Genomic DNA, 12,898 nt, shown 5'->3' with positions numbered 1-12,898 from the left:
GTCCTCGGCGCGTATCTCCCTCCGTAGGCGGCTCAACTCCCCTCCACGGGACGGAAGGAGAGCGATGTGACGACACCGTCCGAGCCCGGTCGGCCGCCCGGCGGACCGCCCCTCGAACCCATCCGCGTGGTGCGCCCGCGCCGTACCGACGCGCTGGCGGAGCTGTTCCGGGAGTTCGAGCAGGACGTGCGGGGCGGCCGCGCACCGGTGCCGCCGCCCGGGTCGCAGGACAGGACCGGGGGACCCCCGCCCGTTCCCGCCGGCCGGCCGCCGAGGACAGCCCCGCGCCGCCGGGGAACGCGCCGTGCCCTGCCCGCGCTCGTCGTGACCGCCGCCGCGCTGACCGGCTTCGGCGGCGCGCTCCTGCTCACGGACCGCGGCACGGGCGAACGCGGGGCCCCCGCCCCGCCCGCCACCTCGCCGTCCACCCCCGCACCGCGCCCGCCCTCCGGCCCGGGTCTCCTCCGTGAGGGGGACTCGGGACCCGAGGTGAGCGAACTCCAGGAGCGGTTGCGGCGCATCCCGGACGTCTACCGGGCCGGCGCCACCGACGGCCGCTACGACGCCACCCTCTCGGCCGCCGTCGCCCGCTTCCAGCTCTGGTACGGCATCCGCGGCGACGAGACCGGCGTCTACGGCGACGACACCCGCCTCGCCCTCGAATCCCGCACGGACGACCCGGCGAACCGGCCCCGGACGCGGGCTGGTTAGACGTCGCGCGGCACCCGGATGTCCACCACGCACACGTCGTCGCGGCGTTCGTCCTCCAGCATCGACTCCAGCAGCGTTCCCAGGGACCCGGGGCCGGGACCGTCGCCCGGGCGGGGCGCCACGGCCCGCGCCAGCCGTTGGAGACCCGCGTCGATGATCTCCGGGGGCCGCTCCACCAGTCCGTCCGTGTACAGCAGCAGCCGGTCGCCCGGTTCCAGCCGGCACTCGGCGTCCTCGAAGTGCGGCGTGGCGCTCGCGCCGAGCAGCATGCCGGAGGGCCTGCGCAGATAGGTGACCTCGGCGTCGCGCATCAGCAGGGGCGGGGTGTGGCCCGCCTGGGCCCAGAGCAGCCGCCGGTCCCGGGGCCGGTACCGGGCCAGGACCATGGTCGCGGTGCCGCGGGTGTCCCGGGAGTGCAGCAGCAGGGTGTTGAGCCGGGAGAGGGCACCGGTGAGCGAGGAGCCGGTGATGACCATGCCCTTCGCGGTGAACCGCAGCAGGGCCATGGTGGCGACGGCGCCCACCCCGTGCCCGGCGACATCGCCGACGACGAACAGGGCGTCGCCGTCGGGCAGTTCGATGGCGCTGAACCAGTCGCCGCCGACGTGGATGCCGGACTGGGCGGGGAGGTAGGCCACCTCGACGCGCAGCCCGGCGAGGTTCACCGGCCGCTCCGGGAGGGGCAGCAGGGCGTTCTGCAGGCGGGCGACCAGGGTGCGCTCGGCCTGCAGCACGTCGTGCTGGGTGAGGATCGCCCGCTCGCTCTCCACCAGGGCGAGTTCGGCCCGCCGCCGCGCCGTCAGATCCTGGACGATGCCGTGCACCTCGGCGGGCGTGCCGTTCGCGTCGGCCACCACCTCGGCGACCAGACGCAGATGCCGGACGCCGTGCGCGCAGGGCACCCGGAACGAGACGTCGAACGGCTGCCCCTCGCCGGTCAGCGCCTCCACGGCGCGGCCGAGCGCCGGCCGGTCGTCGGGGAACGCGAGCCGGGGCAGGGCGGTGAGCGGGACCGGGCCGTCCGCCGGGTCCCGGTCGAGGATGGCGAACACCTGCGACGACCAGGAGGCCTCGTCCCTGACCAGGTTCCAGTTGGCCCAGCCGAGGTTGCCCAGCCGCTGGAGCACGGCGAGCCGCTGTTCCTGCCGGTCGGAGGAGGCGTGCCGGACCCAGGTGACGACCAGCGCGTCCTCCAGCCGGGTCACCCGTGCGGAGTAGGTGGACAGCTGGGCGACACCGTCCACCGTCTCCTGGTGGGCGAACGGCTCGCTCTCGTACGTACGCCCGCTCGCCAGGGCGTCCAGGCAGCCCGGCCACACCGGTGTGTCCGTCAGGTCCGGCCGGACCTCCAGCAGCCGCCGGCCGGCCGGGACGCCGCCGGTGCCGCCCAGCAGGTCGGCCGCCTGTGCCGTCGCCGCGTCGATCCGGAAGTCCTCGACGCCACCGGAGGGGCCGCGCAGCGGGGTCAGCAGCATCGCCGCGACCGGCAGTGCCGCGAACAGCGCCTGAACGGCGTCCGAGGGCGCGTCGGGCGCGGGTTCCGGCGGGGAGGCGAACGTCCGCAGCCGCCCGGCGCAGAGCCGGACGACGCCCCGCAGACGGAGCCGGTCGCGGGCGGTGAAGGGGCCAGGACGGCCGCGCAGCACACCGACGCAGACCTCGGAGCCGTCCCCGCCGGGCAGCGGCAGCCAGGCACGGGAACGCCACCGGTCGGGCGGTTCGCCGATCAGCGGGTACCGGGTGCCGTCGTCCTCGGTGATGTCCGCCGGCCGGCGGGGGTCACCCGCCTCCATGGCCGCCGGCACGGCGGCACCGCCGAAGGGGGGCACCCGCCGCCACCGGACGGCCAGGCGCTCGTCGATCCCGGCGTGCCCGAGCAGTTCGAGGTCTCCGCCGGCCCGGCGGGCGCAGACCATGACCGCGTCCGCGCCGAGGTCGGGTCCGAGGTGTTCCAGCAGGCAGCGGGCCAGGTCCTGGTGGGTGTCCACATGCACGAGGTCGCGGCCGAGGCGGCTGAGCGCGTCGGCGATGTCGTCCGGTGCGGACGGGGCCGCGGGGAGGTCGGCCTCGGGGAGTCGGGCGGTCGTGTCGTCCGGGTCGCCGCCGGACCGTGACGTGCCGTTGCCGGAACGGACCGGGGTCAGTTCGCCGAGGGTGATCCAGCACTCCTCGAGCAGCGTGCGGCGGGCGGCCTTGGCGCGCTGGAGCAGGGTCTCGCCGGCCGTGTCCGCGGAGCAGCCGGTCAGTGCGATCACGACGCCCTTGGCGCGTTCCACGACGGCCGAGGTCGCGGCCTGCTCGCGCAGCCGGTCCAGCTCGGCGCGCTGCCGGGCGACGACCCTGGCCAGCTCCACGAGGTCCGGTGCGCAACCGGATCCCACGGGGACGACGGGCTCCCTCTTCACGCGACGAGCATCGCACACCACTCCCGGTTCGTTGACCGGCTCGTTCCTCCCGGATTCCGGAACCGGCCGGGCCGCCGGACCGGTCGGGCGTACCCGGGCGCGGTCAGCGACCGGTCCCGGCCAGGGCCTGGGTGACCGCCCGCACGCTGCGGGCGATGTGCTGGAGCTGCATGACCTCGGCGGCGTAGAGCTTGATCGTGTGCTCGATGACCCCCTCGTGCAGTCCCGCCCGCGGCAGGTCGGCCCGGGCGGTCTGCAGGGCGGTGCGGGCCACCCGGATCTCGTGCTCGACCTGGATCTGGGCGTGCCGGCCCAGCAGAACGGGATGCCGGACGAACGCCGGGTAGCTCGCGTAGCGCGCAGGCACCAGCTCGCGCAGCCACTTGGCCGCCGAGCGTTCCCAGTCGTAGCTGCCGGGGGTCTTGACCTGGCAGGGCCAGTCGGGACTGGGGCGCGTGGACGTCAGGGACATGATCATCGCTTCCGGGTGTGCGGTGTCGCCGGCGGGGGCGACGGGGCGGGGCGGCCCCGGTCTGGGGGATGACCGGGGCCGCCACGAGTGGCCGGACCGGGGAAGCCCGGCCGAACACCCTGGTCGCCGGTGCGGGTAGGAGCCGGCGGCTTCGGGTGTTCGCTCAGGGGCCCGCGGTCCGGGAGCCGCCGGGCCGCGATCCGTGAGCAGTATTTATATATGCCGTGGGCTTGGCGAGACGTATGAAAACATTCATGCGCGCTTTGAAGGGGCCGTCCTCGGCGAGCCGGCCGGGCCGCGTACTCAGTCCCTGAGGAAGAAGTGGTGCTCGTCGGCCACGTGCTCGTACTCGTCGAGCCGTGCCTGCGTCCGCTCCGGATCCGCGTCGGTCATCGCCTGGAGCAGCGCCGCGCACATCACGCCCGGGGCGGCGTAGGAGTCGAACACCAGCCGCGAACCGGTCCCGGTGGCGAAGGTGACATCGGCCTCGTCCGCGACCGGCCCCAGCGCCAGGTCGGTGATGAGTGCGACCTTCAGGCCCGCGCTGCGCGCGACCCGCACCGCCGTCAGGGTCTCCTGCGCGTGCCGCGGCATGGAGAACGCCAGTACCCAGGTGCCGCCCGCTTCCCGCGACTGCAGCAGCGCGTCGTAGGCCACGCTGCCGCCCCGCGTCACCAGCCGTACGTCCGGGTGGATACGGCGGGCGGCGTAGGCGAAGTACTCGGCCAGGGAGACGGAGATGCGCAGTCCGAGCACGGTGAGCGGTGTGGAGGCCGACAGCCGGCGGCCCACCTCGATGAACCGGTCGGCGTCGGCGAAGTCCCGCCGCAGGTTCTCCAGGTTCTCGATCTCCGCGTCCACCGCCGCCTGGAGCTCGTTGCCGCGGATCTCCTCGGCGGGCCCGCCGGCCCGGGTGCCGAGGGTGATCGACTGGAGCCTCTCCCGCAGCGCGGGGTAGCCGCTGAAGCCGACCGCCGAGGCGAACCGGGTCACCGAGGGCTGGCTCACCCCGACCCGGTCCGCGAGATCCGTGATCGACAGGAACGCCGCCTCGGTGATGTGCTCGATCAGGTACTGGGCGATACGCCGCTGGCCGGGGGAGAGCCGGGGCCGGTCGAACAGCGTGCGGAGCTGGGCCGTCGGGGACACCTCCGAGTCCTGGCCCGCCTTCCCCGAGGTGATCGCGGATGCCTGTGCGCGTGCCCGCTGCGGCGATGGCACCGGTGCGCCTCCTTCGTCTCCCACGAGGGTTCAACATAGCCCACGCGGCGTGGCCGCCGGACGCTCCGCCGGAGCACACCGGCCCGTCCCCCGGGGGATATCCGGGCCTCCTCAGGGAACCCGCCGACACAGCGGAACAGGTGAACCACAGGAAACACGAGGAGCCACCGGACATGACCGTCCCCGAGGAGAACCGGCCGAAGACCCGGGACACCGACGAGATCATCGAGCAGCGGGAAGGCGACGAGACGCGAGCGCAGGGCGGCACCGGCCGCACGATGCGCGAGGCGCTGGAGGAGGCCGAGATCCGGCCCGACGACTACGAGGAGCGGTAGGGAGTACCGCTCGGACCACGCCGCGGGACCGGCGTCCCGAACGGGGCGCCGGCGTCACCCGCGGCCTGATCCGAACAGCATTCCCCGTGGCACCCGCCCGACCCCGACGTGACCATGTTTCGGCAGGTGAAAGCATGAGCGCCCTGAGCGCGCTGGAAGCAGCACTGGAGAACCGATGGGATGCGCTGTGGGCGCGGATGTCCGGCCGTGATCCGGTCGAACTCGTCGACGCCCTGCGACGCGAGTGCGACAGCAACGCGGTGGTGTGCCGGGCGGGCCGGGTGATGGTCCCCAACGCCTACGACGTGGAACTGGCCGACCCGGTCCACGAGGAGCTCACGCGCCGGGACGGCGGCGTGGGGCAGATGCTCACCGACCGGCTCGCCCGGCACGCCGCCCGCCACGGCTACGAGTGGGCCGGCCCGCTCGCCGTGCACGTCCGGCGCTCCGCCGAAGTGCCCAACGGCCGCTACCGCGTGGCCAGCAGCGTGATGCCGCACGTGAGCGCGGACGGCTTCCAGCGGGCGGCGGCACCGGGCAACGACTGACGGCACACCCGGGCGGACGCCCTCACACCGCCGCCGACGGAACCACCGCCCCTCGGCGCCGGGTTGGCCGGCAGCCTGCTTCTACGGGCGGCGTGCGAGGCGGTGTTGATGGGCGCCGCTTCGGGTTGCGCGGGGGAGCGGTGCTGTGGGGGCTGTGCGGTGGCGCCGTTCCCCGGCCGCCTGCTTCTACGGGCGGAGTGTGCAGCGGTGTTCAGCGTGGCCGCATCGGAACACGCGGGAAAGCGGCGTCGTTGGAGCCGTGCGGAGCCGCCGTCTCCGGTCGGTCCGGCAGCCGTGCGTACGGGGCCGGTCCGCGGTGGCGACTTCGCCTCACTTCGGGGACCCGGCGGCCGTGCCCGGGCCGGTACTCCCCGGTGGGCGGGACGCCGGCAGCGCGGATGCCGGCACCACGAGATCGGCCCGGCCCCGTGTCGAGGCGACCAGCTCGGCGTTGCGCCGGTCGGAGCGTTCGACCCAGGCCACCGCCTCCTCATGGCTCTTGCCGAACTCCTCGTGCCGGGCGATCAGACGGCGCACCCGCTCCTCCTCGTCCAGGGCACAGAACCACACCTCGTCCAGCCGCGCCCGTACCCGGGCCCAGGCACCGGTGTCCAGCAGCAGGTAGTTGCCCTCCGTCACCACCAGCCGGGCCGCCGCCGGCACCGGGACGGCCCCCGCGAGCGGTTGCTCCAGCGTCCGCTCGAAACCGGGCGCGTACACGACGTCGTCGTACGCCTCCTCCCGCAGCCGCTCCAGCAGCGCCGCGTATCCGGCGGCGTCGAAGGTGTCCGGGGCCCCCTTGCGGTCCCGGCGGCCCAGTCGGCCGAGTTCGGCGTCGGCGAGGTGGAAACCGTCCATGGGCACGTGCGCGGCCCACGGCTCGCCCGCCGCGTTCAGCTCCCGCACCAGCTGCCCGGCGAGCGTGGACTTGCCCGCGCCCGGACTGCCGGCGATGCCGAGGATCGCGCGCCGGCCGCCGCGCGGGAGGGAGCGGGCACGGCTCAGGAGGTCGTCGAAGGTCAGCGCCACAGGCACGAGTGTGTCACCCGGGCGGCGGACGTCCGGCCGCCATGTGGCCCGGGCCGCCCGCCGTCCGCCGCGGAACGGGGAACGTTCTCCCGTATGACGGATCCGGGTCTGCCCGACACCATCCTCGCCTGCCTCTTCGACCTCGACGGCGTCGTCACGAGGACGGCCACCGTCCACGCGGCCGCCTGGAAGGACCTGTTCGACGCCTTCCTCCGCGAGCGGGACGGCGACGCCTTCCGCCCCTTCACCGACGCCGACTACGACGCGTACGTCGACGGCCTGCCCCGCGCCGACGGCGTACGCTCCTTCCTCGCCTCCCGCGACATCGCGCTGCCCGAGGGCGGCCCCGGCGACCCGCCCGGCGCCCGCACCGTGCACGGCCTCGGCAACCGCAAGAACGAACTGCTGCTGGCGCGCATCCGCACCGACGGAGTCGCGGCCTACGACAGCACCCTGCGCTACGTCCGGGCGGTCCGCGCCCGGGGACTGCGCACCGCGATCGTCTCCTCGAGCGCCAACTGCCGTGACGTCCTGCGCTCGATCGGCGCCGAGGACCTCTTCGGCGTCCGGATCGACGGGGTGGTCGCCGCCGAACGCGGGCTGCCCGGCAAACCCGCCCCGGACACCTTCCTCGCCGCCGCCCGGGAACTCGGCGTGGAGCCGTCCCGCGCCGCCGTGTTCGAGGACGCCCTCGCCGGAATGGAGGCGGGCCGCGCCGGAGGCTTCGGGTACGTCGTCGGCGTGGACCGGACCGGCCGGGCCGACGCGCTGTACGCGCACGGCGCCGACCGGGTCGTGACCGACCTGGCGGAGCTGCTGACGTGAGACCCGGGCACACGGCGGCTCCCGGGCCGCATGGGACGGTTGGCTGTATATCGCCCTGCGCGCCCGCTCCGCCCGGGTTAGGTTGTCCATGATCTTCGAAAGCCCGGCCGGTTTCCGCCGCTCCCGACCCCGCGGCCCGTGAGACCCGGCAGCCACGACGCGAGAACGAAGGACGGACGATGACCGACGGCGCCGGCGCCCTCCTCGCCTCGGCACGGCGCCGCGAGCGGCGGCCCGGATCGGACGCCTCCCGGCGGGCGCACGGCCGCATGCCGCTCGCGGTGCTCGCCGCCGTCTTCGTCCTCGCCCAACTCGCCCTCGTACGGCCCGTACTGGGCCTCGGCTGGGACGAGATCGTCTACACCAGCCAGGTCACCACCCACCACCCCGCCGCCTTCTTCAGCGCACCCCGCTCCCGGGGCGTCTCCCTGCTGGTCGCGCCCGTCGCGTCCTGGTCCGACTCCACCGCGCTGCTGCGCGTCTACCTCGCCCTGCTCTCCGGCCTCGCCCTCTACCTGGCCCTGCGCACCTGGCGCGGCCTGTTCCCGACCCGGATCCTGGTCACCGCCGGCGCGTTCTTCGCCTCCCTGTGGGTGACCCTGTTCTACGGCCCCCAGGCCATGCCCAACTACTGGGTCGCCGTCGGCGCGCTGATCGCCGTCGGCGGCTTCCTGCGCCACCGCGCGGACCCCGCGCCGGGCGGACCGCTGTGGGCCGTGGTGGCGGGAACCGCGCTGATGGCCTGGATGCGCCCCACCGACGCCGTCTGGGTGGCGATCCCGCTCCTCGTCCTCGCCCTGGCCGGCCGCCAGGGGCGCGCCCTGCTCGCCCTGGCCGGCGGTCTCGCGGCGGGAGGGGCCGAGTGGGTGGTCGAGGCGTACACGGCCTTCGGGGGCCTCGGGGAGCGGCTGGCCGAGGCGTCCCGCATCCAGGGCGGCCTCGGCTGGCACATCGCCGTCGACGACCAGCTGCGCAGCCTGGGCGGGCGCGCCCTGTGCCGGCCGTGCACCGGGTCGATGCCGCACCCGGTGATCACCCTGTGGTGGTTCGTGCTGCCGCTGCTCGCCGTCCTCGGCCTGGTCGTCGCCGTACGCGCCGGCCGCACCCTGCGCACTCTGGTGCCGCTGGCCTGCGCCACGACCGCGGCGCTCCCGTACCTGTTCATGATCGAGTACGCGGCGCCCCGCTTCCTCCAGCCGGCCTACGCCCTGCTCGCGATCCCGGTCGCCGACGCGCTGTGGTACCTGGTCACGGCACCGCGCGGCAGGTGGCGGAAGGCCGCCCGGGTCCTCGTCGCGATCGCCGTGGCCGGCCATCTCACCGCACAGCTCACGGTCCTCGTGCACACCGTCGACCGCACCATCGACAGCCGCCGCGACTGGGCCCGCACGGCCGGCGAACTGCACCGGCTCGGCGTCCGCCCGCCCTGTCTGATCACCGGGTACGAGGCCATCCCCATCGGCTACTACACCGGCTGCTCCTCCGGCGCCACCTCCGGCAACAACGAGAACACCACGGTCACCGAGATCCTGGACACCGCGGACCGGCTCCCCGTCGCCACCCTCACCGGCCCCGGCGGCACCCCGCCCGGCTACGCCCGGCCCTGGCCGGTCCACCGGATCGGTGACCTCGAGGTCCGTGTCGCCCCGGCGCCGGGGTGACGACACGGCCGGACGGCCGGACGCACCGGCCCGGCCTCCGCGGCACCCGCCGGGCGGTCCGGCGTACGGGGTTAGAGATCACGTGACGGGAAACGCGGATCTGACACCGGATACCGGAATGTGCCGACGCAGCGTGACAGGGAGGATCCCATGGGCTCCGAACCGATGGCCGACGACGCCTACCAACCCACCGGGAGCAACGAGGAGCAGGAGGACGCCGCGCCGCTCGACATGCAGGACGCCCTCGACGAACGGACCTACGACGACACGCTCGACGAGGGCTACTCCCCGCCGGAGAAGCCGCTCGGCGTCACCAAGCACGGCACCACGGCCGCCGAACAGCACGACGGGGAGACCCTCGACCAGCGGCTGGCCCAGGAGGTGCCCGACGCCTCCGCGCCCGCCGGGGACGCGGTGGGCGACCTGCCGGGCGGCGAGGGCGAGCCGGTGGACCCGGAGGCGGGCACCAGCCGCGCCGGACGCCTGGTCGCCCCCGACGAGGGCGTCCGCACCGACACCACCAAGGAGACCGTCGCCGAGGACGTGGGCATCGACGGCGGGGCCGCCGGGGCGGAGGAGGCGGCGATGCACGTCGTCGAGGACGAGACGGCCCTCCCCGACGACACGGCCCTCCCCGACGACAGGGACAGAACCTGAGCGGACACGGCGGACGGCGCCGCCGGTCCGGTGCGCTCACGTACCGGACCGGCGGCGCCGTCCTGCCGCGGGCAGCGGCCGCTCAGGGAAGGATCTTGTCCAGGGCGGCGGGCCCCTCCTCCGCCAGCTTCCGCCTGGCCCACTCGAGGTTCTGCGGGGTGAGGTCCTTGCCGGAGGCCAGAACCAGGTCCTCCGGTGACACCTCGGTGCCGGTGCGGGCGTGGAGCAGGCTGTCCGGGGTGGCGCTGTCCTCGGGCTGCCGGGACGCGTCGGGCTGGGACGTCGACATCTTCTGGCTCCTCGGGTCCGGATCGCTGTTGCGGCCCCGGTGCTGTCATCGGGTCCGATACTCACCATTCAACGCGGGAGCCCGCCGTGCATCCGGAAGCGCTCGCGGCACCGCGGTGAGGGCCGCCTCCTGGATGCCGGGGTACCTTCCCCAGCCCCGGGGAAACCTGCCGGAACAGCGCGCCTAGAAGGGCGTGAGGGTCAGCCGCAGGCCGGTGGGGGCGGTGTCCTGGATGTACGAGGCGAAGTCGGCCACGTCGTCGAAGGCGAAGCCGTACGCCCTGCCGTCCTCGGTGGCCGTGTGCACGGCCCTGGAGTAGTGGTTGGTGAGCTCCGTGCGGTAGAAGACCGAGGCGTCGGCGGTCGGCTGGTCGGGGTGGCTGAGCAGCGTCGACCGGTTGAAGCCGGCGCCCAGCACCGCGGCGACCGGACCGGTGGTGCCGTCGTTGGGGGCGGCCAGGGCGCCGTCGCAGAAGAGGACGTCCCGGGTGGAGGGCCTGCCGAAGGAGACCCGGGCGGGCCCGTCGAAGGTGAACCTGTCCCCGCGGACCCGGCCGGTGAAGGTGCCGGCGTTGGTGGTGACCCTGAGGTCCCGGCCGGTGTAGGTGCTCCACACCTCGTCGATGTACGGGGCGAGGTAGTCCCCGGAGAACAGACCGGCGTCCAGACCGTGGCCGGGTGCGATGATCCGGGTGTCGTCCACGACCAGCCGGGAGAACGCCTCCACCTCCTTGACGGCGGCGAACGCGGCCGCTCGGCCGCCCTCGCGCACCGTGCCCGTCGTCTGCTCGTCGGAGCCGGTGAGCCGGATGCTCAGCGGCACGCTGAACATGTCGACCATCGTGGTGTTGCAGAACATGCCGGCGGAGTTGTAGGTGAACTCCGCGCAGTCGTGCAGCACACCGTGGTTGGGGTCGGAGGCGACCCAGCCGGCCGGGTACTGCAGCGCCGCGTCGCCGTTGCCGTCGGTGACGGCCCTGAACTTGAGCTTCGCGCCGAGGGAGACGTAGATCCGGCCGGACATGTGCGGCAGGGACAGCCTGGTCTCGCCGCTGCCGGACAGGCTGATCGCGTAGTCGGTGAAGCCGTCGGGACCGTTGTCGGAGGCGGCGATCGGGACGGCGGTCCCCTCGGGGGTGACCCGCACCTGGCGCCCGTCCGCGGTACCGACGATGTACAGGTGCACGTTCGCGTTGCCGAAGGAACCGCTGTCGTTGACGATCGTCAGCGGCAGGGCTCCCGCCGCCGCCGTGCCGGCCTTCCGCTCCCCGGACTGGCCGGCGAGGGCGTGCGGGGCGATCACCGCCGCCGCGGGCAGGGCCACGGCGGCGCCGCCGAGAGCGAAGAGGAGCTTGCGGCGGCCGAGGCGGCGCTGATGACGAGGAGTCATGTGGGGGTCTCCTGGGTGTGCTCGTCGGGTGCGTGACCGTGCCGGCCCGACGAGGGGGAGGACCCGAGAGAGCGCTCTCAGGCCGTACGTCAGGACCGGCGCGCGCCATCGATGCTAGGGACACCGAGCCGCCCCGCCAACGGTCCGACTTGTCCTCAACCGCCCCCTGACCTGCGGCTACGTGAGAAGTCGGCCGACTCCGCACGAGCGCTTAACCGGCCTTTAAGGGCCGCTTAAGCAGCTCCGCCCGCGGTCGGCACGCACCGCACCGGGGGCGCTGCACTGCGCAGTCGTCCGGCGGGTCACGACGGGCGCGGCCCGCCGTGCAGGAGCGCCTCCGCGGTGGCCAGCACCCGGGTCACCCGCAGGGCGAACGCGGCGTCACAGGCGTGCGGCACTCCGGTGCGGGCCGCGCCGAGGAGGGCGTCCACGGCCCGACCGAGAGCCGGGACGACCCCCTCCGAGGACTCCGGGAGGAGGGTGACGCCCGCGTCGCCGCGCAGTTCGACCACGGCCCCGGCCGCGGCCGGGGGTGCGGTCAGGCTCAGGGTGAGGCTGCTCGACGCGCCGCCCGCGTGGTCCAGGACGAGGTGGACGGTGTCGCCGGGGCCGTAGGCCGCCGCCGTCAGCCGCCGGGGCTCGCCGAGCACCGGAAGCAGGACGGACAGGGCGTGCGGGCCGACGTCCCACAGCGCGCCCTTCTCCCGGCGCCACGGGGAGGCGGCGAAAGGATTGCCCGGATCGCTGAACACCGCCCCGAGCCACTGCGCCCGTCCGGTGAACCAGCCTCCCACACGCGCCTGTTCGGTGATCCACGCCTCCCGCTCCGGCTGGAAGCGGGTGGTGAGGAAGACCACCGAGGCGACCCCGGCCTCCTCGGCCGCCCCGACCACGGCACGCCCCTGCCCGACCGTCGGCGCGAGCGGCTTGTCGAGCAGCAGATGGCACCCCGCCCGTGCCGCACGCACCGCCAGCTCCGCCTGCACCGCCGGGGGCAGCGCGACGGCGACCGCGTCCACGTCGGCCAACAGCGCGTCGACGTCGTCGTAGGCCCGGGTGCCGTGCAGACCGGCCAGTTCCTCGGCGGCGTCGGGACGGCGGCCCCACACACCGGTGAAGTCGAGGTCCGGGTGCCCGCTGAGCGCGGGGGCGTGTGCCGCCAGCGCCCAGGGTCCGGTGCCGAGCAGTCCGATCCGCATGCCGCCGCCTCTCCCGGTGCCCGGCGCCCGCCGCCGGACCGGTGTCCCGTGCGCGCGCTCCGCCGACGCGCTCCGGATCAGCACGATGATGCCCGGCGAAACGCCTGTCAACGGCCTGGTGACCGGCGGGAGAGGAGTGGCGGTCCGGACCGGGGCG

At 74.6% G+C, this 12,898-nt stretch carries 13 protein-coding genes; 6 read left to right on the top strand and 7 right to left on the bottom strand.

Annotated elements, in window-relative coordinates; genetic code table 11:
• Window positions 1-66 precede the first annotated feature (66 nt).
• A complete protein-coding gene (locus ACZ434_RS12550; RefSeq protein ID WP_468454711.1) occupies window positions 67-711 on the top strand; it encodes a peptidoglycan-binding domain-containing protein in 645 nt (214 codons plus the stop codon).
• Here ACZ434_RS12550 and ACZ434_RS12545 read toward each other — a convergent pair.
• The 3 genes from ACZ434_RS12545 to ACZ434_RS12535 form a co-directional block, all read right to left on the bottom strand.
• Window positions 708-3,116, bottom strand: a complete 2,409-nt coding sequence (locus tag ACZ434_RS12545; RefSeq protein WP_468454709.1) for a SpoIIE family protein phosphatase — start codon at window positions 3,114-3,116, stop codon at window positions 708-710. The genes ACZ434_RS12550 and ACZ434_RS12545 overlap by 4 nt on opposite strands.
• A 103-nt stretch (window positions 3,117-3,219) precedes the next feature.
• Window positions 3,220-3,594 carry a hypothetical protein gene (locus ACZ434_RS12540; RefSeq protein WP_468454707.1) on the bottom strand — a complete coding sequence of 125 codons (375 nt, stop codon included), beginning with the start codon at window positions 3,592-3,594 and terminating at the stop codon, window positions 3,220-3,222.
• A 297-nt stretch (window positions 3,595-3,891) separates the two neighbouring features.
• The gene (locus ACZ434_RS12535) at window positions 3,892-4,809 is read right to left on the bottom strand and encodes a MurR/RpiR family transcriptional regulator (RefSeq protein WP_468454705.1); all 918 of its coding nucleotides are present in this window, start codon (window positions 4,807-4,809) and stop codon (window positions 3,892-3,894) included.
• 173 nt (window positions 4,810-4,982) lie between these two features.
• Here ACZ434_RS12535 and ACZ434_RS12530 point away from each other — a divergent pair, with 173 nt between their 5' ends.
• A complete protein-coding gene (locus ACZ434_RS12530) occupies window positions 4,983-5,144 on the top strand; it encodes a hypothetical protein (RefSeq protein ID WP_468454703.1) in 162 nt (53 codons plus the stop codon).
• A gap of 134 nt (window positions 5,145-5,278) precedes the next feature.
• A complete protein-coding gene (locus tag ACZ434_RS12525; protein ID WP_468454701.1) occupies window positions 5,279-5,692 on the top strand; it encodes a DUF3662 domain-containing protein in 414 nt (137 codons plus the stop codon).
• Between the two features lie 330 nt (window positions 5,693-6,022).
• On the opposite strand, the gene ACZ434_RS12520 is transcribed toward ACZ434_RS12525, so the two are convergent.
• Complete coding sequence (locus ACZ434_RS12520; protein WP_468454699.1) at window positions 6,023-6,721, bottom strand: nucleoside/nucleotide kinase family protein; 699 nt, start codon at window positions 6,719-6,721, stop codon at window positions 6,023-6,025.
• Between the two features lie 93 nt (window positions 6,722-6,814).
• On the opposite strand from ACZ434_RS12520, the gene ACZ434_RS12515 reads away from it, so the two are divergent.
• From ACZ434_RS12515 to ACZ434_RS12505, 3 genes are all read left to right on the top strand, one after another.
• A complete protein-coding gene (locus ACZ434_RS12515) occupies window positions 6,815-7,546 on the top strand; it encodes an HAD family hydrolase (protein ID WP_468454697.1) in 732 nt (243 codons plus the stop codon).
• 179 nt (window positions 7,547-7,725) lie between these two features.
• Entirely contained in the window at window positions 7,726-9,207 is a 1,482-nt protein-coding gene (locus ACZ434_RS12510; protein WP_468454695.1) for a hypothetical protein, read from the top strand.
• A gap of 150 nt (window positions 9,208-9,357) precedes the next feature.
• Window positions 9,358-9,864 (top strand): DUF5709 domain-containing protein, encoded by a 507-nt coding sequence (locus ACZ434_RS12505; protein ID WP_468454693.1) that lies wholly within the window; start codon window positions 9,358-9,360, stop codon window positions 9,862-9,864.
• Between the two features lie 82 nt (window positions 9,865-9,946).
• Here the strand turns inward: ACZ434_RS12505 and ACZ434_RS12500 are convergent, their stop codons facing one another.
• The 3 genes from ACZ434_RS12500 to ACZ434_RS12490 all read right to left on the bottom strand — a co-directional run bounded on the left by ACZ434_RS12500 (window position 9,947) and on the right by ACZ434_RS12490 (window position 12,741).
• A complete protein-coding gene (locus ACZ434_RS12500) occupies window positions 9,947-10,153 on the bottom strand; it encodes a hypothetical protein (protein ID WP_468454691.1) in 207 nt (68 codons plus the stop codon).
• A 183-nt stretch (window positions 10,154-10,336) separates the two neighbouring features.
• Window positions 10,337-11,542, bottom strand: a complete 1,206-nt coding sequence (locus tag ACZ434_RS12495) for a glycoside hydrolase family 64 protein (protein WP_468454689.1) — start codon at window positions 11,540-11,542, stop codon at window positions 10,337-10,339.
• 302 nt (window positions 11,543-11,844) lie between these two features.
• Complete coding sequence (locus ACZ434_RS12490) at window positions 11,845-12,741, bottom strand: Gfo/Idh/MocA family protein (protein ID WP_468454687.1); 897 nt, start codon at window positions 12,739-12,741, stop codon at window positions 11,845-11,847.
• Window positions 12,742-12,898: the final 157 nt, after the last annotated feature.

This window comes from Streptomyces sp. NPDC030893, assembly GCF_055571535.1.
The sequence above is the reverse complement of the archived record's forward strand: the minus strand, read 5'-3'. Positions and strand labels throughout refer to the sequence as shown.

Bases quoted from the DNA above. Each gene is read 5' to 3' on its own strand.
- ACZ434_RS12540 (WP_468454707.1), bottom strand. From the start codon at position 3,594: ATGATCATGTCCCTGACGTCCACGCGCCCCAGTCCCGACTGGCCCTGC.
- ACZ434_RS12530 (WP_468454703.1), top strand. From the start codon at position 4,983: ATGACCGTCCCCGAGGAGAACCGGCCGAAGACCCGGGACACCGACGAG.
- ACZ434_RS12525 (WP_468454701.1), top strand. From the start codon at position 5,279: ATGAGCGCCCTGAGCGCGCTGGAAGCAGCACTGGAGAACCGATGGGAT.
- ACZ434_RS12515 (WP_468454697.1), top strand. From the start codon at position 6,815: ATGACGGATCCGGGTCTGCCCGACACCATCCTCGCCTGCCTCTTCGAC.
- ACZ434_RS12510 (WP_468454695.1), top strand. From the start codon at position 7,726: ATGACCGACGGCGCCGGCGCCCTCCTCGCCTCGGCACGGCGCCGCGAG.
- ACZ434_RS12505 (WP_468454693.1), top strand. From the start codon at position 9,358: ATGGGCTCCGAACCGATGGCCGACGACGCCTACCAACCCACCGGGAGC.
- ACZ434_RS12500 (WP_468454691.1), bottom strand. From the start codon at position 10,153: ATGTCGACGTCCCAGCCCGACGCGTCCCGGCAGCCCGAGGACAGCGCC.
- ACZ434_RS12495 (WP_468454689.1), bottom strand. From the start codon at position 11,542: ATGACTCCTCGTCATCAGCGCCGCCTCGGCCGCCGCAAGCTCCTCTTC.
- ACZ434_RS12490 (WP_468454687.1), bottom strand. From the start codon at position 12,741: ATGCGGATCGGACTGCTCGGCACCGGACCCTGGGCGCTGGCGGCACAC.